Here is a 19,203-nt window from a genome sequence, read left to right as displayed (position 1 = left end):
GGTCGAACGCTTCTTCAATAAACTCAAGCAATTCAGAGGTATTGCCACTCGCTACGACAAAAACCCTCTGAATTTTCTGGCAGCCGTAAAGATCGTCGCCACCAGAATCTGGATCAAAGCGTTATGAGTCTACGGCCTAGCAACATTCCTTCCTTAAAAGGTTTCCGCAAAAGTGCAAAAGCGACTGAAAATTTTCGCTTTTCTAGCGCTATCAAACCTTCATATATAAAATGCAACATGTCGGCATAAAGAGCTCGCGACATATGGTTGATAACTGCGCGACGCTCTAGCGCTTCTCGACCTGACTGGGCAAGAAAATCTAGGGGATGGATTCCGCTTTTAAATAGGTGAAGATCTTCCTCAGTCTCTATATTAAAGGATACGCCATCATCATTTGCTTCCATTTCTACCAATAATTGAGCCATTAAATCGTGCAGGTGAAAGCAAAATTCGTGCTGAGCTTGATGTTTAAACGGGATGTTTTTAATCCTGTTTGGGTCAATTAAACCTATCAATCTCATAACTGCCTCATCATAATCGGAGGTTGTAGTATCTGTTATCCAGTTATTACTTTCAAACAAAAAAAGAGCGGGTCTTGCGACCCGCTCTTTCCATTCTCAGTCGGTGGTTGGGATGGATTAGAAATCCATACCGCCCATGCCGCCCATACCACCGCCCGGCATGGCGGGGGCAGCGGCTTCCTTCTTCGGCGCGTCGGTCACGGCGGCTTCCGTCGTGATCAGCAGGCCGGCCACCGAAGCGGCGTCTTGCAAGGCCGTGCGGACAACCTTGGCCGGATCGATAACGCCATCGGCCACCAGATCGACGTATTTTTCGGTCTGGGCGTTGAAGCCGTAGGTGGCGCTTTCCGAAGCCAGGATGGCGTTGACAACCACCGAGCCTTCGACGCCGGCGTTTTCAGCGATCTGACGCAGCGGGGCCTGGATGGCCTTGCGCACGATGGCGATACCGGCGGTCTGGTCGGAGTTGATGCCTTCCAGACCGGCCAGGGCCTTGGAGGCCTTCAGCAGGGCGGTGCCGCCGCCGGGGACGATGCCTTCTTCAACGGCCGCGCGGGTCGCGTTCAGGGCGTCATCGACGCGGTCCTTCTTTTCCTTGACTTCGACTTCGGTCGAGCCGCCGACGCGGATGACGGCAACGCCGCCGGCCAGCTTGGCCAGACGTTCCTGCAGCTTTTCCTTGTCGTAGTCCGAGGTGGTTTCCTCGATCTGCTTCTTGATCTGGCCGATACGGGCTTCGATGTCGGACTTCTCACCGACGCCATCGACGATGGTGGTATTTTCCTTGGTGATGGTCACCTTCTTGGCGCGGCCGAGCTGGTCGAGCGAGACGGTTTCCAGCTTGATGCCGAGGTCTTCGGAGATCACTTCGCCCTTGGTCAGGACGGCGATGTCTTCCAGCATGGCCTTGCGGCGGTCGCCGAAGCCAGGGGCCTTGACGGCAGCGACGCGCAGGCCGCCACGCAGGCGGTTGACAACCAGGGTGGCGAGGGCTTCACCTTCAACGTCTTCGGCGATGATCAGCAGCGGACGGCCCGATTGGACGACAGCTTCGAGGATCGGCAGCATGGGCTGGAGCGACGAGATCTTCTTGTCGAACACCAGGATGTACGGGTCTTCGAGGACCGCTTCCATCTTGTCCGGGTTGGTGATGAAGTAGGGCGACAGGTAGCCGCGGTCGAACTGCATGCCTTCGACGACGTCGAGTTCGGTTTCGGCGGTCTTGGCTTCTTCAACCGTGATGACGCCTTCATTGCCGACCTTTTCCATCGCCTTGGCAATCATTTCGCCGACTTCGAGGTCGCCGTTGGCCGAGATGGTGCCGACCTGAGCGATTTCGCCGTTGGTGGTGACCTTCTTGGAGGACGCCTTGATCTGCTCGACGACAACGGTGACCGCCTTGTCGATGCCGCGCTTCAGGTCCATCGGGTTCATGCCGGCGGCGACGGCCTTGAGGCCCTCCTGCACGATGGCCTGGGCCAGAACAGTGGCGGTGGTGGTGCCGTCACCGGCCTTGTCGTTGGTCTTGGAGGCGACTTCGCGGATCATCTGCGCGCCCATGTTTTCGAACTTGTCTTCCAGTTCGATTTCCTTGGCGACGGAGACGCCGTCCTTGGTGGAACGCGGGGCGCCGAAGGACTTGTCGAGCACGACGTTGCGGCCCTTGGGGCCCAGGGTCACCTTCACGGCGTTGGCGAGGATGTTCACGCCGCGCAGCATCTTTTCGCGCGCGTCGGAACCAAAGAGAACTTGTTTGGCAGCCATTGTGGATATTCCTATCTTTTGGCGTTGAATTATAAGGGTTCAGGAGGCGTCCGCGATTAGCGGGTGACGATGCCCAGGATGTCGGATTCCTTCAGGATCAACAGGTCTTCGCCGTCGATCTTGACTTCCGTGCCGCCCCACTTACCGAACAGGACGCGGTCGCCGGCCTTGACGTCGAGGGCGACGACATCGCCCTTGTCATTGCGGGCGCCGGGGCCGACGGCGACGACTTCGCCTTCCTGCGGCTTTTCCTTGGCGGTGTCGGGGATGATGATGCCACCCTTGGTCTTGGCTTCTTCTTCGACTCTCTTGACCAGAACGCGGTCGCCTAGCGGGCGAAAGCTCATTGGATGTCTCCATTCCATTGTGATTAATATGCGTGTTAGCACTCGCCACTGGTGAGTGCCAAGGCAGCCGGGAGATAGGCGCGGCTCTGGAACGAGTCAAGGGCGGCGGCACACAAAAAAATTATAAAACCGACTGAAATCCGAACCGTTTAATCACTATATTCTGAGTAGGTTTAATTCTGACCATAATTCTGAGGAGCCCGTTATGTTGTCTGCCAAGGCCAAGGCCGCCGCCAAGAAGATCGAGTCGCTGAATGAGGGCGATGTCCAGTCGATTTCCGAGATGATCAAGCACGAGGTCGAGCACGCCACGCATGTGGTGGCCGAACGCGCCAAGGAAGCCGAGGCGAAGGTGCGTGATTTCGCCGATCATGCCGCGGACGATGTGAAGCGGTATACCAGCCAGGCAAAGCACAAGATCGAGGAAAACCCTCTGCCGTCGGTGGCGATTGCCCTGGGTGTCGGCTTTATTCTCGGCGCCCTGCTGATCCGCGGCGACCGCCGCTAAGTTTGAACGCCCCCTGATGCAGGGGGGCGTTTTTTATGGCAAAACCACATCCGCTACGATCGGGAAGTGATCCGAGATCACCCGGCCGCCAAAGCTGTCCGTGAGTACGCCGAAGCGCGCGACGGTGAGCGCGCGGCCGACAAAGATATGGTCGATCGCTTCGCCATTGGTCTTTCTGATATCGAAGCCGTTGAAGGTGCCCGGCGGGCCGAAATCGATGGTGGCGCCCACGCGGGCATCCTTCAGGTTCAGGCCGCCGTCCGCCGTCAGGATGCGGTAGGGTGCGCTGTCCGTGCCGGTATTGAAGTCGCCCATGATCAGCACAATCGCGCCCGGATAGGGCGGGATGGCTTCAAGCTGTCGGGCGCAGTTTGCGCGCGCCACCTCGCCCACATTGTCGAAATGGGTATTGCGGACATCGAGCAGGCGCTCGCTTTGCCGGTCGCGCAGGATCAGGCGGGTAATGGTGCGCGGATAGGCGGCGTCGGCGTCCTTGCCGGGCACGTCCGGCGTTTTCGAGCACCACTGCGTCGAGGCATCGACGCGCAGAAACCGCGTGTGGTCATAGAAAAGCGTGGTGGTTTCGCCATTGACGCCGTCATCGCGGCCGATGCCATAATGGTCATAGCCCGGCAGGCGGTCGGCGAGGTCGGCCACGGCGCCTTGGGCAGCTTCCTGGACGCCGAAAATATCCGGCGCGGTGAAGGCAATCTGCCTGGCCATCGGATCGCGGCGTTCGGCCCAGCGCGGATTGTCGCCGCTGACATCGACGCGGATATTGTAGCTCATCAGCCGCAGGGTTTCGGCCTGTGCCGGTGCGGCCAGCAGGATCAGGGCGGCCGCCAGACTTAAGGTACGCATATTCAATCCTCCGCCGGGAGCGTTTTCCGATCTGATAGAAGCAGATCGGCGCTCCGATTCTTTGCTTAACGCACTTTTTAATCCGAAAAGTGCATCACACTTTTCGGAAAGTGCTCATTATGAGGTCGCACTCGTGAGCCTAACGCAACCGGACGGTAAGGATTTGACTTTAGTCAATCTCTTCGGCGACGAGGCGGGCGCGGTTCAGTTCGCCGATCGACTTGGCGTCTGGATTTTGCTGTGACAGCAGATCGGTCATCTGCACGCGCTGTTCGCAGTGGGCGCAGTGCGCCACCGGGCTGAGCGAGTGGCCGCAGGCTTCATGGATGAACTCGGTGACCGGCTTTTCCTCACCATAGACATGGCGGGCGCCCCAGTCGCTCATGAAGACGATCATCGGGCGCAGTTCGCGGCCCTTCTGGGTCAGGACATATTCATAGCGGCGCGGGCGTTCGCAATAGAGGCGCTGCTCGAAAATACCGTGGGCAACGAGGTGTTTCAGGCGGGCGGCCAGCACATTGCGCGCCAGGCCCAGGGCTTCCTGCCACTGCTCGAACCGGCACAGGCCGTCAAAGGCATCGCGGATGATCAGCAAGGTCCAGGGCTCGCCGACGATTTCAAGGCTGGCCGCGATGGCGCACCTCTGCTTGCTGTAATCTGCGGATCGGCCCATATGAAACTCTTACTTTTTCGGTTATTGCGAAGCATTCTAGCCATGCCGGCGGCGCATAACCAAGCAAAATAATTTTAACAATATGTGGAGAATGAAAGATAATGCAAAGATAATATGGCGCGCAGGCTTATCTTACCACCTTATAAATAAGGCGGTTCGGCCATCTCCTTGTTTGTATTTATTTATTAGCGCGATCAGCGATTAAGGGCGTAGAGCGCGGAAAAGGCGCGTGCCATGCGGGCTTCGTCATTTCTGATGAAATCGGTTTCAAAATGATCGCCCTGCCAGTGCAATAGCACGGTGGTATCGCCGTCGAGGCCGAGAATCAGGCTGTCCTGCGTGGTGCGGATGCCGGCGGCGGCGCAATCGGTGGTGTAGGTGCCGCAATCGGCCTGATAGACGCCGGCAGCGGCGACATGCAGGTTAGGCGTGGTGTTGCCGCTGTCGATGCTGGTGACGCGGATATCCTGCTCACCTTTGACTGTATTCAGGCGGACATGGATGGCGACGCGGCCTGTGTCGGCTTCGCTGACCATGTAGAGCTCGTCGGTACGGCTGTCGCCGTCGAAATCACCCGTGCGGGCAATGGACTGACCGGAGCGGCTGAACGTGTTGAAATCGGGCATGAGCGTGGCGGCATCGGCCAGGCTGGCGATCATCAGGCCGCCGGCGGCCAGACCGGCCAGAAGAGTTCCCAGAACAACAGTTCGCATACGCATTTCCACACCTTGAGCCTGCGGGCCGGCTGTCCGTTTTCGGTACAGTCTCAAACCCTTTGCGTGGGGGGCACGCAAGGCTGGTGCCAGATTTGCCACAGAGGCGGCCGGATGACAATAATAATTTGTTAACTAATTAGACGATTGTAAAAATGAAGGAAATGCGGACGACTGGCCGGACTTCCGAGGTGACTCAGTGACGGTTTCCGCGAACAGACACCGATTGTTCGGTGCGGTCCGGCGGTCCTGTGTGCGTAAAAGGGCGACCAGGGCGTCCGGTCCGAGACTCAGTAACATCATAAGGGCGACTCCAATTATGCAATTGAGAATAAATCGCAATTCAGAATTGGCAAGCGGTAAATGGATCACGTTTTGGTAACCGATCCGGAACGTGCCGCCACGGAGAGTCTGCCGTCAGAGAGACCGAGTGGTATCTGGCTTGAAGCGGTAGGTCCGGCCGGCGCGCAGGGATATCGCTTCGTCATGCCCAATACTGATGCCTGTTCTGACGCCCGATGGGCCGTGCAGCGTTTGCCCCTGCGGCAGTGCGAGTTTCACCATTATATCGCGGGTTGGGCGCAAGATCAGCGAAGTGACGACACTGTTCCGCCATTGCATATCAAGCGCCAGCCCGCCGCGCGCCCTGACGCCTCTGACCTGTCCGCTGGCCCAGGCATCAGGCAGGGCGGGCAGCAGGCGCAGTTCATCTGTGTGGCTCTGCACCAGCATTTCCAGGATGGAGGCCGTGGCGCCCAGATTTCCGTCGATCTGGAATATCGGATCCGGATCGCCCGGATGGGTATCGAACAGATTTGGCGCAGTGGAATCGGTGAGCAGCTTTTGCAGCATGGCATGGGCTTCAGGGCCATCGCCCAGCCGGGCGCGATACATGGTGAGCCAGGCCGCGCTCCAGCCCGTCTGGCCGCCGCCGTGCTGCAGGCGCGCCTCGATCGTTTTCCGAGCTGCCGCAGCCAAGTCCGGCGTGCGCGCCGGATCGATTTCGATCCCTGGGTAAAGTCCGAACAGGTGGGAAATATGGCGGTGTCCCGGCTCCCCTTCCGCCAGGGGCTCGCTCCATTCCAGCACGCGTCCGTCGGTGCCAATCTTCATGCGGTCAAGCCGGGCTATGGTCGTCTGGCAGCGTGCGACGAAATCGGCGTCGATCGACAGAGCCTGTGCCGCCTGAGACGCGTGGGTCAGGACCGTGAAGGCCATGGATTGCGACATGGTCGGCCCCATGTCGACATAGGCCACCATGCCGTCGGGCAGGCGGTATCCGTTTTCCGGCGAAACGGTCGGGCCGGCGACCAGTTTGCCGGTGACGGGATCCTCGACCAGATAGTCGAGGGTGAAATCCGCGGCCGAGCGCAGGAAGGGGTATGCCTGATCGGCAAGGAACCGGTCGTCGCGCGTGAAAAGATAATGTTCCCAGAAATGGAGCGACAGCCAGGCCAGCCCTTCGGGCCACAGGCCGTATTGCGTATTGCCATCCTGTGCCGTGTGGCCCCAGGGGTTGGTCGTGTAGTGGGCGACCATGCCGTTGCAGTCATAGACCGTTTTGGCCGTTTTTTCGCCGAAGGGCTTTAGTCGCCGGGCGTAATCGAACAGGCTTTGATGCAGGTCTCCCAGGCCGCAGACCTCGGCCGGCCAGAAATTCATCTGCAGATTTATATTGATGTGATAGTCGCACTGCCACGGCGGGCTAAAGCCATCGCACCACAGGCCCTGCAGATTGGGGGGCAGGGAACCCGGCCGGCAGGCGGAAATGAACAGGTAGCGGCCGAAATTGAAATAGGATTCAGCAAGCGCATTATCGATTTTTGCGGCGTCGGAATTGGATGCCGGTTCGAGCGACAGGTCGATCCTGTCGAACAGCGCCTTATGGTCTGCGCGCTGTAGGGACACAGCTTGCTCCCAGGTTTTCGTTTTGGCGACCGTCATCGCGGCCTGGGTCCGGCCGCCGGGATCGGGCTGGAAAAGGTCCGTTTCACAAGTGACGCGGATCAGGACGCTCCGCGCGCCTTTAATCCGGTAGCCACCATCGATGGGCTCTATTGATCCGCTGTCCAGCGTACAACTGAGGCAGGCGGCGAAGGTCACGCCAAAGGGCTGAGGTTTGCCGGTCAACTGGAGGTGGTCGCCCTCATGCGACACCTGTGCGTCCTGGGTGCGCGACAGGTTGAGCGTAAGGTTGAGCCCCGCTTTCGCCGTTGTTTCCAGTCGGATCAGAAGCGCCTTGTCCGGGAAGGAAGCGATCACCGAGCGGCGATATCGCGCGCCATCGATGCTGTATTCGGTGGCAGCCATCGCATCGGACATGTCCAGGTCACGCCGGTAATCCGTCGCGGTGTCACCATGATCGAAGGAAAGAGTCAGGTTTCCCAGCATCTGGTACGTGCCGAAGTCCTCGAAATTCATCTGGGGCATCATCCGGCTCTGGGCCAGCTTTTCCGCCTCCGCCCTCTGGCCGGCAAACAACAGGCGCCGGATCTCTGGCAGGACATCCGGAACGCCGCGCGGGTTGTCGTCCACGCTGCGCCCGGCCCAGAGTTCGATATGGTTGAGTTGCAGGCGCTCGGTCGCCACGCCGCCATAGACCATTGCGCCCATGCGCCCATTGCCGACCGGCAGGGCTTCCATCATGTGCGTGGCCGGCTTTTGAAAAGACAGGCGTTTGGTCGGTCCGGTTCCTGTAAGCCCTGTGTTATGAGCCTGAGCCTGAGCCTGAGCCTGGGCGAGGGCCGGCAGGAGGCTGAGCGCCAGCGAACCGGTGAGCATGTGTCGGCGGCTGATCAGCCCGGCAGAGTCGGTCGGCGTCTGTCCCATTTCAGTTATTCATCCCTGTTGTTGCGGCCATATTTGCATATATGGTAACAATTTGACAGGTGAAATTATCTCGTCAAGACACGGTTTACATCCGGACGCATAATTACGCCGGATACGCCCCTTACCCGCCGGGATGCAGGCCGGGCGCTTCCTGGCCCGTGCGCGCCACATATTCGCTGTAGCCGCCTTCATAGCGATGCACGCCTTCCGGGGTCAGTTCCAGAACGCGGTTCGACAGGGCCGCCAGGAAATGGCGGTCGTGCGAGACGAACAGCATGGTGCCCTCGAAATCGGCCAGGGCCGCCACCAGCATTTCCTTGGTGGTCATGTCGAGGTGGTTGGTCGGTTCGTCGAGCACCAGCAGGTTGGGCGGATCGAACAGCATCTTGGCCATGACCAGGCGCGCCTTTTCGCCGCCGGAGAGCACGCGGCAGGGCTTTTCGACATCGTCGCCGGAGAAGCCGAAACAGCCCGCCAGGGTGCGCAGAGCGCCCTGACCCGCCTGCGGAAACGACCCATCCAGCGACTCGAAAATTGTTTCCTCGCCGTCCAGCAAATCCATGGAGTGCTGCGCGAAATAGCCCATCTTCACGCTGGCGCCGATGCCGACCGTGCCCTGGTCGGGTTTCGTGTCGCCGGCCACCAGCTTGAGCAGGGTGGACTTGCCAGCGCCATTGGCGCCCAGGATGCACCAGCGCTCCTTGCGGCGCACCAGAAAATCGAGCCCGGAATAGATCGACTGGCTGCCATAGCTCTTGTGGACATTGCGCAGGTTCAGCACGTCATCGCCCGACCGCGGTGGTGAGCGGAATTCAAACTGGATAGTCTGGCGGCGGCGCGGCGCCTCCACTTTTTCGATCTTGTCGAGCTTCTTCACCCGGCTCTGGACCTGGGCGGCGTGTGAGGCGCGGGCCTTGAAGCGTTCGATGAACTTGATTTCCTTGGCCAGCATGGCCTGCTGGCGCTCATATTGCGCCTGGCGCTGGGCTTCGGTAAGCGCGCGCTGTTGTTCGTAGAAATCGAGATCGCCCGAATAGGTGATGAGCGAGCCGCCATCGATTTCGACCACCTTGCCGATGATGCGGTTCATGAAGGCGCGGTCGTGCGAGGTCATCAGCAGGGCGCCGTCGTAATTCTTCAGGAAGCTTTCCAGCCAGATCAGGCTTTCGAGATCGAGGTGGTTGGAGGGTTCGTCGAGCAACATGCCATCCGGACGCATCAGCAGGATACGGGCCAGGGCCACGCGCATCTTCCAACCGCCGGAAAGAAGCCCGACATCGCTGTCCATGCGTTCCTGGCTGAAGCTCAGGCCCGCCAGCACTTCGCGCGCCCGCGCTTCCACGGAATAACCGTCCAGTTCCTCGAAACGTGCCTGCACGTCGCCATAGCGCTCGATAATGGCGTCAAACCCATCCGCCTGATCCGGATCGGCCATGGCGGCTTCCAGTTGCGCCATTTCGGCGGCCAGCGCACTGACGGGGCCGACGCCATCCATTACGGCCGCCACGGCACTCTGGCCAGACATCTCGCCGACCTCCTGGCTGAAATAGCCGATCGTCAGGCCGGGATCGATGCCGACCAGCCCGACCTTCTCGCCTTTCTGAATGCCCATCGAGGCATCGATGAACAGGATCTGGTGGCCGTTCTGCTTGCTGATATTGTCGAGACGGATCATTACTTACTCAATATGGGGCAGGCCGCCAGCGATGTGCGCAGCCTCGGGCAGCCCTCTACAGTGGCGGCGCCCGTTCGTCCAGAGTTTGCAGGCGTTAAGGCTTCAGCTTGATCACGCCGATCACCGCCGGGGCGGGGGTATCGGATTTCGCATTGCCCTGATCGTCGAGATTGCTCCACTGGCTGTCGGCGACGAAGACGAACTCGTCACCCGCCACCGTGCCTTGCGTCGGCTGTGACAGCAGCTTTGGCGACCGCAGCAGGAGTTCGACCGAATCCACCTGGTTCCAGTCTGCCGACATATGCAGGCGCAGGATGCGGTTGGGCTTTAGGCCGTTCTGCACGGCGATCAGGTCATTGCCATAGCGGCTGAGCGAGGTGATGCCCAACAGGTTGCCATCAGCCGGCGGCAGCAGACGCGCCATGGCGCCGGTGGTCAGATCGACGCGATAAAGGCCGGAGGTGAAGTCCGTCACCATCAGGGCCGTGGCGTCGGCATTTTCGGCCAGGCCCTGCGGACTGTCCATATAGCCTTCGGGGATCAGGGTTTCCAGCGTGTCGCCATAGCCGGTCAGGCGCAGCACCTCGCCGTGGGCGGTATCGGTGACATAGAGGTCGTCACGGCCCAGCAGCAGATGGCCGAATTCGCGGTCCTTTTTCGCCGGATCGCTGACCGCCCTCAGCACCTTGCCGTCTGCGGCGCTGAAGGCAACGATCTTGGAATTGATCGGCTTGGCCGCATCATAGCCCTGGGTCAGGCGGCTGTGGACCGTGGCGGCGTAAAGCGTGCCATCGCGCAAACCCAGGCCGTAGGCGGCGACACCGGGCCGGAAATTGATGACATCGCGCGCCCCTTCGGGCGACAGGACGATAACCTTGCCGTCATGAATGCTGGTCAGGAAAAGCTGTTGCTGGTCGGGCAGATAGGCCAGCCCCTCCACGATATTGAAACCCTTGAGCGCGGTCAGGCCCTCCATGTCGCCCACCGGCGTCTGGTTGAGCTGGAGCTGGTTTTCCAGGTCCGCATTCCAGACGGCATTGAAATCGGTGTTTTTGGCGAGGTCGAGCTGGTTGCCGCGCTTCAGGTAATCGAGCAGGGCGGCCCTGGCTTCCGGTTTGCGCTTCTGCGCCAGGAAGACCTGCGCGCGCAGCAGCGGAATGGAGGGCGAATCCGGCATGATGGCCTGGGCCTTGTCGAAATCATCGAGCGCCGTGGCGGTGTCGCCCTTGTCGAGCGCGGTCATGCCGTCGCCGCGAAGGGTACGGAAGCGGCCGAGATCGGAGGCCGGATCAACGGTCTGAGCGTGGGCGGTCGCCACCAGGACCATGATCAGGGTTGAGGTGAGGATCAGGCGCTTCATTTGCCAGCGGCCGTCTTGGGCGTTTCTGTTTTCGTCATGTCGACCACCAGGCTGATCGGCACCGCCGTGGTCTGGCGGACGCTGCGCATGATGATGCGGCTTTCGACACCGGAGACGAGGTCCGAGGCCAGCAGCTTGTCGCGCAGGAAGTCGTCATAGGCGTGCATGTCGCGCGTCATCACCCGCAGCATATAGTCCTCATGGCCGGTGACCGTCTGGCAACTGACGACCTCCGGCCAGTTTTCCAGTCGCGCCTCGAAGGCTTCCAGATTGGCGCGCGAGGGCAGGGCCAGCTTGACCGAGATATAGACCTCGAAGCCCAGGCCCAGCTTCTCGGAGTCGAGCACCGTCACCCGCTTGCGGATCACGCCCAGGTCTTCGAGCCGCTTGATACGCCGCCAGCAGGGCGAGGGCGACAGCCCGACACGCTCCGCCAGGTCGGCCACGGACAGCGAGGCGTCTTCCTGGATCAGTTCCAGGATACGTGCGTCGAGTTCATCGATCAGATCGGACAAGATTTACCCCCAAAAACGCGGCAATGCACAGCAGTCCTCTATTACTGGCCATAAACAGCGGAAATTTCTACCCAAAAACGCGCGAAGACGCGACAAATGAAACAAAACTGCGGCTAATGGATATCCACGCAGGAAATTGGCGGCAAAGGGCTGTAATTCCGCCGAATATATGTACGATACCGCATACAGTTTCGTCTGCCTCCGGATAAGTCCTCCATGCGCGTCCTCAATATCATGCTGGCCCAGGTGCGCGGTGGTGTCGAAACCATGTCCCTGCGCTACCATGAGGCGATGACGGCCGCCGGCATCGATGTCTTGAGCTTGGGCCATAGCGATGGCGTACTGGCGCATCACCTGCCGGCCGAGCGTTTCCGGCCGGTCAATGCCCTGGTCAATCATGATCCGTTTGCCGCCTGGCGCTTGCGCCGAATCGCTCGCGACTTCCGGCCGGATATCGTGCTGACTCATGGCAACCGCGCCACCGGCATCGCGCTCCTGCCCTTCCTCGGCACGGCGGAAAAGACGGTTCAGGTGGTGCATAATTTCCGCCATAAGGGCCAGCTCAGCCGCCTGCGCGCCGCAATCTGCGTGTCCGATTCGGTGCATGACAGCGTGGCGGCATCGCATCCGGATATGCCCCTGTTCACCGTTGCCAATTTCGGCCCGCTCAATGAGCGTCCGGTCAAGCCGGCGCCCGTAGATACGCCGGTGCTGGGGACGCTCGGGCGCCTGCATGTCAACAAGGGCATAGATGTCATGGTGCGCGCCATGGCCCTGCTGAAGGCGCGTGGCGTGGCGGCGGTGCTGAAAATCGCCGGCGACGGACCGGAAATGCCGCGCCTGACGCGCCTGATCATCGATGAAGGCGTCTCAGATCGCGTCCAGTTCGCCGGCTGGATCGAAGAGCCGGCGGATTACCTTCATGGCCTGGACCTGTTCGTCCTGCCGTCGCGCGTCGAGCCATTCGGCCTGGTGGTGGCCGAAAGCATGGCGGCGGGCGTGCCGGTGGTGGCGACCGATATCGACGGGCCGAAGGAGATTTTACAGCACGGCGCGCTGGGGCAACTGTGCGCGGCGGAAGATCCGGAAGCATTGGCGGCGGCTATCGGCCTGGCGCTGGCCGACTGGAAAACCACGCTGGAAAAGGCCCGCGCCGCGCAAAGCCATGCCCTGTCGCAGTTCAGCCTGGAAGCTGGCCAGGCACGTCTGGTGCGGACGCTCGAACAAATTGCACAAAATCACATAACTTCTTAGCAAGACGTGCAATTTAGCCAAAATGTGGGGGCCACTTTTCGGATTGCGGCTGACTTAGACGTGCAATTAGCCAAAAAAGTGGTGACCACTTTTTTGATTGCACTTTGGGCCTTGAACCCGCCAAACATATTGGCTATAGGCCCTCCCTCCGGGAGCGTGAGCCATCCGCTCTCATATGGATACTGGTACGGTTGGGTAGCTCAGATGGTTAGAGCGGTGGATTCATAACCCACAGGTCGGCGGTTCGATCCCGCCTCCAACCACCAGTTCTTCCTTAGAGACTGTTTCATAAGTTCCTCGTTTCACGCTGATTAAGCGTTGTCAAACAGTGCATTAACTGTAACTGAGACTATCGCAATTCGTTAAATTTTTATTCCCTCAACTCTTGCGGGGCAGTGCCTGCGCAAGATTGAGTTGAGGCTGATTGATGTTCAAAAAGCTCTCGAACGAAGATAAGATAGAATATGAGTACGGCAGCTTACGACTCCTATTGACTCTTGTTTACGTCGGGAACAAAAGGAGAACATTGTGCTGAAAAATTCAGCGAGGATGGTCTTATGTCAAAGCGGTCTACCGAACTTGCCGAGCTGCGCCAGCATATCGAAAAGCTGGAAGGCCACAGCCATGCTCGGGGTGTATTGCCCTTCGGCGTAGCGGCCATCGACAAATGCCTGCCGGGGGGCGGGCTGGCATTGGGGGTTCTGCACGAAGTCGCGGGCATGGGGCAGGGCGCGGTGGATGGTGCCGTCGCGGCAGTCTTCGCTGCTGGCATTGCGGCGCGTACATCCGGCCAGGTGGTCTGGTGCATGTGCCAGCCGGATCTGTTCGCCCCGGGTCTGGCCCAGGCGGGACTGAAACCTGAACGCCTGATCCAGGTCGAGGCCGGGGATGAAAAGACGGTGCTGGCCTGCTGCGAGGAGGCCCTGCGTCACAAGGGCATTGGCGCGGTAGTGGGCGAGGTGTCGCGTTTGTCGCTGACCACTTCGCGCCGCCTGCAACTGGCCGCCGAGGAAACGCACGCCCTGTGCCTGATCGTGCGGCGCTGGGGCCGGGAAAAGGACGCGGTGGCTTTCGGCCTGCCGAACGCGGCCGTGACACGCTGGCGCGTGGCGCCGCTGGCGTCTCAGACATTGCCTGTGCGGGGTCTGGGCCAGATTCTGGTTCGGGCGCGCTGGCGTCTGGAACTGATGCGCTGCAAGGGCGGAGACACCGCCCTGTTTGATGTGGAGGCTTGCGATGCGCAGGGTCGTCTCGCTCTGGCTGCCCCGCTGGTCCACAGACCGGCTGCGGCGGCAGAGGCTGAAGAACACACCGGCTTCCGCGCCGCCTCCTGACGCGCCCCTGGTGCTGAAAGGGTCGGACGGCCGCCGTCGGATCGTCACCGCCGCCAATCGCGCGGCCATCTCATCTGGCATCCATGTCGGCATGCCGCTGGCGCGGGCGCAGGTTCTGCTCGAAGGGCTCGTCGTCTATGCCGCCGATCCGCAGGCGGATATGCAGGCTCTTGAACAACTGGCGCGCTGGGCTTTGCGACGCTATTCGCCGATCACTGCCCCTGATGCGCCGGATGGACTGGTCATCGATATCACCGGCGCAGCGCACCTGCATGGCGGTGAAGCGACCTTGCTGCGCGCCTTGGTCAATAGCCTGGCCGCAGAAGGCGTCGAGGCCCGTGCCGCCGCAGCCAGTACCTGGGGGGCGGCCCATGCCGCCGCGCGTTTCGGTACGGATGAGGTCCAATGCCTTGCCGCAGATGGCGCAAAGCGACTCTACGCCCTGCCGGTCATGGCCCTGCGTCTGCCGCCGGAGACCGTTCACAGTCTCGGCGCTCTGGGATTTGATACCATCGGCGAGGTAGTCGCCCAGCCACGCGCGCCGATGGTGCGGCGGTTTGGCGGCGAACTGGTGCGACGCCTCGATCAGTTTTTGGGCCACATGGCCGATCCGATCCAACCGGTGGATATGCCCGACACGACCGATGTCGAACGCGGGTTTGCCGAGCCGATCGGCGCACCGGAAACCATCGCCCGCTATACGGGCATGCTGGCGGCGCGGCTCTGCGATGCCCTGGAGATCAAGGGGCTGGGCGTGCGCCAGGCCGATCTGCTGTTCACGCGCGTCGACAATCATATCGAGGCGATCCGTATCGCCATGGCCCAGCCGATGCGCGATACCGTCCGCCTGACGCGGCTGCTGTGCGACCAGATCGAGACCATAGATCCGGGCTTCGGCATCGAACGCATGCGGCTGATCGCCACCCAGGCCGAGCCCCTGGCCCTGCGGCAGACCAGCACCACGGACGACAAAGTCGCGGACCTGACCGGGCTGATCGATACCCTGAGCAACCGCATCGGCTCTGAGCGCATCTATCGCGTCGAGGCCGTGGAAAGCGACGTGCCGGAGCGCTCGACCCGCCGCATCCCGCCCCTGGCCACGCCTGCGCGGACGTTCGATCCGCGCTGGCCGCGCCCGGTGCGGCTGTTCACGCCGCCCGAGCCGATCCAGCCATTGGCGCGGCTGCCCGATCATCCGCCGACCCATATCATCTGGCGCGGCAAACGGCATCGCGTCACGGCTGCGGATGGGCCAGAGCGCATTTTCGGCGAATGGTGGCGGCGCACGACTGAGCGCCAGGCGGTGCGGGATTATTTCCGCGTCGAGTTGGAAAGCGGCGAACGCCTGTGGATTTACCGGTCCGGCGATGGCGAGGACCCGGCGACCGGCTGCCATGAATGGTTCCTGCACGGGGTCTTCGCATGAGCTATGCCGAATTGCAGGTCACGAGCTATTTTTCCTTCCTGCGCGGCGCCAGCTCGCCGGACGAACTGTTCGCGCAGGCCAGGGCGCTGGGTATCGAAGCGCTCGGCGTGGTCGATCGCAACAGCCTAGCCGGCATCGTCCAGGCGCATGTCGCTGCGAAAGCGCACGGCGTGCGGCTGGTCGTCGGTTGCCGGCTCGATCTGCGCGATGGCGTCTCCCTGCTGGTCTATCCGATGGACAAGGCCGCCTATTCGCGCCTGTGCCGCCTGCTGTCGCTCGGCAAGCAACGCGCCGGCAAGGGGCGCTGCGACCTGGCCTGGAGCGATCTCGAAGGCTTTGCCGAGGGGCAGATCGCCATACTGGTGCCGGACGAGGCGGATGACGCTTGTGCCTGCAACCTGCGCCGGCTGAAGGACTTGTTCGACGACCGCGCCTATATGGCTCTGACCCTGCGCCGGCGGCCGAACGACCAGATGCGCCTGCATGAGTTATCGCAACTGGCCGGGGCGGCCGGTGTGCCGACCGTCGTCACCAACGATGTCCTGTTCCATGAACCCGACCGGCGCATGCTGCAGGACGTGATCACCTGCATCCGTCACAATTGCACGATCGACGAGCTGGGTTTCCGCCGTGAGCGCTATGCCGACCGCTACCTCAAGGCGTCGGATGAAATGGCACGCCTGTTTGCCTCCTATCCCGATGCCCTGGCCAGCACCCGCGAGATCGTGCAGCGCTGCCATTTTGACATGGGAGAACTGGAATATCAGTACCCGGATGAACGCAGCCATCCCGACCTGACGCCACAGGCCTGCCTGGAAAAATTCGTAAAAACAGGCGCCGGCGAACGCTATCCCGATGGCGTTCCGGAAAAGATCGCCCGGCAACTGGAAAAGGAACTCTCGCTCATCGGCGATATGGGTTATGCCAACTATTTCCTGACCGTCCATGCCATTGTCCACTATGCGCGCTCGCAAGGCATCCTGTGCCAGGGGCGCGGTTCGGCTGCCAATAGCGCGGTGTGTTTCGTACTCGGCATCACAGCGGTCAATCCCGTCGATCACGACCTGCTGTTTGAGCGCTTCATTTCGCGCAATCGCAACGAGCCGCCCGATATCGATGTCGATTTCGAGCACGAGCGGCGCGAGCAGGTGATTCAGTGGATCTTCGAAACCTATGGCCGCGATCACGCCGCCCTGGTCTCGGTGGTCAGCCGCTATCGCACGCGTGGGGCCCTGCGCGATGTCGGCAAGGCGCTGGGCCTGCCGGAGGATGTGGTGAAGACGCTGGCGCAGCAATACCGCCACTGGGCCAGCGGTCTGGACAAGCGCCATCTTGAAGGCCTGCAATTGAACATGACCGACCGGCGCCTGCGCCTGACGCTCGATCTGGCCGCTCAACTGACCGGCTTTCCGCGCCATTTGTCGCAGCATCCGGGTGGCTTTGTACTGACGCGCGAACGTCTGGACGAGCTGGCGGTCATCGAGCCGGCCGCCATGAAGGATCGCCAGGTGATCGAATGGGACAAGGACGATATCGACGCGCTGAAATTCATGAAGGTCGATTGCCTGGCGCTCGGTATGCTGACCTGCATGAAGCGCAGTTTCGAACTGCTGAAAGCACACAAGGGTATCGTGCGGGCGCGCGGCGACTGCATCGACATGGCAGATATTCCGGCCGATGACACCCCGACCTATGACATGATTTGCAAGGCCGATACGATCGGCGTCTTCCAGATCGAAAGCCGGGCACAGATGTCTATGCTGCCGCGACTGCGCCCCCGTGTCTTCTATGACCTGGCCATCGAGGTCGCGATTGTCAGGCCGGGCCCGATCCAGGGCGACATGGTCCATCCCTATCTCAAGCGGCGGCATGGACTGGAAGTGCCTGAATATCCCAACGAGCAGGTGCGGGATATTCTTGAAAGAACTCATGGCGTGCCGCTTTTCCAGGAGCACGCCATGAAGGTGGCGGTGGTCTGTGCCGGTTTTACGGCGGATGAGGCCGACCACGTGCGCCGCAGTCTGGCTACCTTCAAGCACACCGGCGGGGTCGATGCTTTCCGCGACAAGATGAGGGCCGGCATGCTGGCCAACGGTTATGAGCAGGCATTTGCCGAGCGCATGATCAAGCAGCTAGAAGGCTTTGGCTCCTATGGCTTTCCGGAGAGCCACGCCATCTCGTTCGCCATGATCGCCTATGCTTCGTCGTGGATGAAATGCCATCATCCGGAAGTCTTCCTGTGCGCCCTGCTCAATTCGCAGCCGATGGGCTTCTATGCGCCGGCCCAGCTGGTGCGCGATGCCCGCGATCATGGCGTCGAGGTGCGGCCGGTGTGCATCAATGCCTCCCGTTGGGACAGTACGCTGGAAGCCACTGGCACGGGCTTCGCGGTCAGGCTCGGCTTGCGCCTGGTGCGCAGCCTGTCCAATATCCATGGCGCCCAGCTGGTGGCGGCGCGTGGTGAGCAACCGTTCGGATCGTTGTCCGATACCTGGCGGCGCAGTGGTTTGCCGGTTTCCGCCCTTGTGACCCTGGCCGAGGCCGACGCCTTCCTGCCGGCGTTGCATCAGTCACGACGCGAAGCCCTGTGGGCGCTGAAAGGCCGGCGTGATGGTGCGCTGCCGCTGTTTGATGGCCTGGATACGGTGGAGCCGGTGGTAGCGGTGCGGCCGATGACTGCCGGGCATGAGGTGGTGACGGACTATAGCCAGGTGGGGCTTTCCCTGCGTCGCCATCCGCTGGCCTTCCTGCGGGGCGAACTCGATCGCCGCCGGGTCGTCACCTGTCATGCCGCCACAGCGCAGACGGACAAATCGGAAGTCTGTGTCGCCGGTATGGTGCTGGTGCGGCAACGTCCGGGCACGGCCAAGAACGTCACCTTCATGACCATTGAGGACGAGACCGGCGCGGCCAATATCGTTATCTGGTCGCGGCTTTACGAAGAGCAGCGACGGCTGATCCTGACGGCGCGCATGGTGGTGATTGAAGGGCAGGTCCAGAAGGAAGGTGAGGTGGTGCATATCGTGGCGCGCCGCCTGCATGATCTGTCTGCCGAACTGGATAGTGTCAGCGAACGCAATGACGCCTTTGTCATGCCGCGCAATCGCGGTGACGAATTCCGTCATGGCGAGCCGGGGCCTGATCCACGGACCCAGCGCCGTACCGGCAGCCGTGCCGCCCAGTCACCGATTATTCTCGTAAAATCGCGGGATTTCAAATAATGAAGTAAGTTCCTGATCCGCTTTTGTGATTTCCTGCCACGTTATTAAAATTCCCTGTTTCATTCTAGGGAATTCTCACACAAGAAGCTGGTTCCTTTATATATTTTCGCCATATTGCTGCCATTTCAAAGGTGGCATTGGCAAAATTCCCTTTATTTCCCAATTAACAGGGTAAAGTGGTTTTGAGGCTAGGTAGCTGGCA

15 protein-coding genes, 1 tRNA gene and 1 pseudogene are annotated in these 19,203 nt (G+C 60.9%); 7 read left to right on the top strand and 10 right to left on the bottom strand.

Going from position 1 to position 19,203, the window contains the following annotated elements; all coding sequences use genetic code 11:
• Positions 1 to 127, top strand: a pseudogene (locus ACTHND_RS15055) (IS5/IS1182 family transposase); the annotation flags it as partial.
• Here the strand turns inward: ACTHND_RS15055 and ACTHND_RS15050 are convergent.
• From ACTHND_RS15050 to groES, 3 genes are all read right to left on the bottom strand, one after another.
• Complete coding sequence (locus ACTHND_RS15050; protein ID WP_440178775.1) at positions 114 to 521, bottom strand: hypothetical protein; 408 nt, start codon at positions 519 to 521, stop codon at positions 114 to 116. The pseudogene ACTHND_RS15055 and the gene ACTHND_RS15050 overlap by 14 nt on opposite strands.
• A 117-nt stretch (positions 522 to 638) precedes the next feature.
• Complete coding sequence (groL, locus tag ACTHND_RS15045) at positions 639 to 2,285, bottom strand: chaperonin GroEL (RefSeq protein WP_440178774.1); 1,647 nt, start codon at positions 2,283 to 2,285, stop codon at positions 639 to 641.
• Positions 2,286 to 2,341: 56 nt separating this feature from the next.
• The gene (gene groES, locus ACTHND_RS15040) at positions 2,342 to 2,632 is read right to left on the bottom strand and encodes a co-chaperone GroES (protein WP_414993877.1); all 291 of its coding nucleotides are present in this window, start codon (positions 2,630 to 2,632) and stop codon (positions 2,342 to 2,344) included.
• A gap of 205 nt (positions 2,633 to 2,837) precedes the next feature.
• On the opposite strand from groES, the gene ACTHND_RS15035 reads away from it, so the two are divergent.
• On the top strand, positions 2,838 to 3,140 hold the full coding sequence (locus ACTHND_RS15035; RefSeq protein WP_440178773.1) for a DUF883 family protein: 303 nt from the start codon (positions 2,838 to 2,840) through the stop codon (positions 3,138 to 3,140).
• Between the two features lie 33 nt (positions 3,141 to 3,173).
• On the opposite strand, the gene ACTHND_RS15030 is transcribed toward ACTHND_RS15035, so the two are convergent.
• The 7 genes from ACTHND_RS15030 to ACTHND_RS15000 all read right to left on the bottom strand — a co-directional run bounded on the left by ACTHND_RS15030 (position 3,174) and on the right by ACTHND_RS15000 (position 11,766).
• Positions 3,174 to 4,001 carry an endonuclease/exonuclease/phosphatase family protein gene (locus ACTHND_RS15030; protein ID WP_440178772.1) on the bottom strand — a complete coding sequence of 276 codons (828 nt, stop codon included), beginning with the start codon at positions 3,999 to 4,001 and terminating at the stop codon, positions 3,174 to 3,176.
• Between the two features lie 169 nt (positions 4,002 to 4,170).
• Entirely contained in the window at positions 4,171 to 4,674 is a 504-nt protein-coding gene (locus ACTHND_RS15025) for a winged helix-turn-helix transcriptional regulator (RefSeq protein WP_440178771.1), read from the bottom strand.
• A 194-nt stretch (positions 4,675 to 4,868) separates the two neighbouring features.
• Complete coding sequence (locus ACTHND_RS15020; protein ID WP_440178770.1) at positions 4,869 to 5,387, bottom strand: hypothetical protein; 519 nt, start codon at positions 5,385 to 5,387, stop codon at positions 4,869 to 4,871.
• Between the two features lie 417 nt (positions 5,388 to 5,804).
• A complete protein-coding gene (locus tag ACTHND_RS15015) occupies positions 5,805 to 8,216 on the bottom strand; it encodes a glycoside hydrolase family 95 protein (RefSeq protein WP_440178769.1) in 2,412 nt (803 codons plus the stop codon).
• Between the two features lie 121 nt (positions 8,217 to 8,337).
• Positions 8,338 to 9,891, bottom strand: coding sequence for an ABC-F family ATP-binding cassette domain-containing protein (locus tag ACTHND_RS15010; RefSeq protein ID WP_440178768.1), 1,554 nt, complete (start codon positions 9,889 to 9,891; stop codon positions 8,338 to 8,340).
• Positions 9,892 to 9,985: 94 nt separating this feature from the next.
• Complete coding sequence (locus tag ACTHND_RS15005) at positions 9,986 to 11,251, bottom strand: tetratricopeptide repeat protein (RefSeq protein ID WP_440178767.1); 1,266 nt, start codon at positions 11,249 to 11,251, stop codon at positions 9,986 to 9,988.
• Positions 11,248 to 11,766 carry an Lrp/AsnC family transcriptional regulator gene (locus ACTHND_RS15000; RefSeq protein ID WP_440178765.1) on the bottom strand — a complete coding sequence of 173 codons (519 nt, stop codon included), beginning with the start codon at positions 11,764 to 11,766 and terminating at the stop codon, positions 11,248 to 11,250. The genes ACTHND_RS15005 and ACTHND_RS15000 overlap by 4 nt, the downstream gene beginning before the upstream one ends.
• Before the next feature lie 216 nt (positions 11,767 to 11,982).
• Between ACTHND_RS15000 and ACTHND_RS14995 the strand changes: the two genes are divergently transcribed.
• The 5 genes from ACTHND_RS14995 to ACTHND_RS14975 all read left to right on the top strand — a co-directional run bounded on the left by ACTHND_RS14995 (position 11,983) and on the right by ACTHND_RS14975 (position 19,001).
• A complete protein-coding gene (locus ACTHND_RS14995; RefSeq protein WP_440178764.1) occupies positions 11,983 to 13,020 on the top strand; it encodes a glycosyltransferase in 1,038 nt (345 codons plus the stop codon).
• Positions 13,021 to 13,209: 189 nt separating this feature from the next.
• Positions 13,210 to 13,286 (top strand) — tRNA-Met (locus tag ACTHND_RS14990).
• 291 nt (positions 13,287 to 13,577) lie between these two features.
• Positions 13,578 to 14,354 (top strand): ImuA family protein, encoded by a 777-nt coding sequence (locus ACTHND_RS14985; protein ID WP_440178763.1) that lies wholly within the window; start codon positions 13,578 to 13,580, stop codon positions 14,352 to 14,354.
• The gene (locus ACTHND_RS14980; protein ID WP_440178762.1) at positions 14,257 to 15,780 is read left to right on the top strand and encodes a DUF6504 family protein; all 1,524 of its coding nucleotides are present in this window, start codon (positions 14,257 to 14,259) and stop codon (positions 15,778 to 15,780) included. Before ACTHND_RS14985 ends, ACTHND_RS14980 begins: the two co-directional genes overlap by 98 nt.
• The gene (locus ACTHND_RS14975; protein ID WP_440178761.1) at positions 15,777 to 19,001 is read left to right on the top strand and encodes an error-prone DNA polymerase; all 3,225 of its coding nucleotides are present in this window, start codon (positions 15,777 to 15,779) and stop codon (positions 18,999 to 19,001) included. Before ACTHND_RS14980 ends, ACTHND_RS14975 begins: the two co-directional genes overlap by 4 nt.
• Positions 19,002 to 19,203 lie beyond the last annotated feature (202 nt).

The organism is Asticcacaulis sp., from assembly GCF_051954415.1.
GTDB lineage: Bacteria > Pseudomonadota > Alphaproteobacteria > Caulobacterales > Caulobacteraceae > Asticcacaulis.
The sequence above is the reverse complement of the archived record's forward strand: the minus strand, read 5'-3'. Positions and strand labels throughout refer to the sequence as shown.

What these genes read in the sequence shown, in the direction of transcription:
- groL (WP_440178774.1), bottom strand. Translation starts at nt 2,285, where the DNA reads ATGGCTGCCAAACAAGTTCTCTTTGGTTCCGACGCGCGCGAAAAGATG.
- ACTHND_RS14980 (WP_440178762.1), top strand. Translation starts at nt 14,257, where the DNA reads ATGCGCAGGGTCGTCTCGCTCTGGCTGCCCCGCTGGTCCACAGACCGG.
- ACTHND_RS14985 (WP_440178763.1), top strand. Translation starts at nt 13,578, where the DNA reads ATGTCAAAGCGGTCTACCGAACTTGCCGAGCTGCGCCAGCATATCGAA.
- ACTHND_RS14975 (WP_440178761.1), top strand. Translation starts at nt 15,777, where the DNA reads ATGAGCTATGCCGAATTGCAGGTCACGAGCTATTTTTCCTTCCTGCGC.
- ACTHND_RS15005 (WP_440178767.1), bottom strand. Translation starts at nt 11,251, where the DNA reads ATGAAGCGCCTGATCCTCACCTCAACCCTGATCATGGTCCTGGTGGCG.
- ACTHND_RS15050 (WP_440178775.1), bottom strand. Translation starts at nt 521, where the DNA reads ATGAGATTGATAGGTTTAATTGACCCAAACAGGATTAAAAACATCCCG.
- ACTHND_RS15035 (WP_440178773.1), top strand. Translation starts at nt 2,838, where the DNA reads ATGTTGTCTGCCAAGGCCAAGGCCGCCGCCAAGAAGATCGAGTCGCTG.
- ACTHND_RS15015 (WP_440178769.1), bottom strand. Translation starts at nt 8,216, where the DNA reads ATGGGACAGACGCCGACCGACTCTGCCGGGCTGATCAGCCGCCGACAC.
- ACTHND_RS14995 (WP_440178764.1), top strand. Translation starts at nt 11,983, where the DNA reads ATGCGCGTCCTCAATATCATGCTGGCCCAGGTGCGCGGTGGTGTCGAA.
- groES (WP_414993877.1), bottom strand. Translation starts at nt 2,632, where the DNA reads ATGAGCTTTCGCCCGCTAGGCGACCGCGTTCTGGTCAAGAGAGTCGAA.
- ACTHND_RS15010 (WP_440178768.1), bottom strand. Translation starts at nt 9,891, where the DNA reads ATGATCCGTCTCGACAATATCAGCAAGCAGAACGGCCACCAGATCCTG.
- ACTHND_RS15030 (WP_440178772.1), bottom strand. Translation starts at nt 4,001, where the DNA reads ATGCGTACCTTAAGTCTGGCGGCCGCCCTGATCCTGCTGGCCGCACCG.
- ACTHND_RS15020 (WP_440178770.1), bottom strand. Translation starts at nt 5,387, where the DNA reads ATGCGAACTGTTGTTCTGGGAACTCTTCTGGCCGGTCTGGCCGCCGGC.
- ACTHND_RS15025 (WP_440178771.1), bottom strand. Translation starts at nt 4,674, where the DNA reads ATGGGCCGATCCGCAGATTACAGCAAGCAGAGGTGCGCCATCGCGGCC.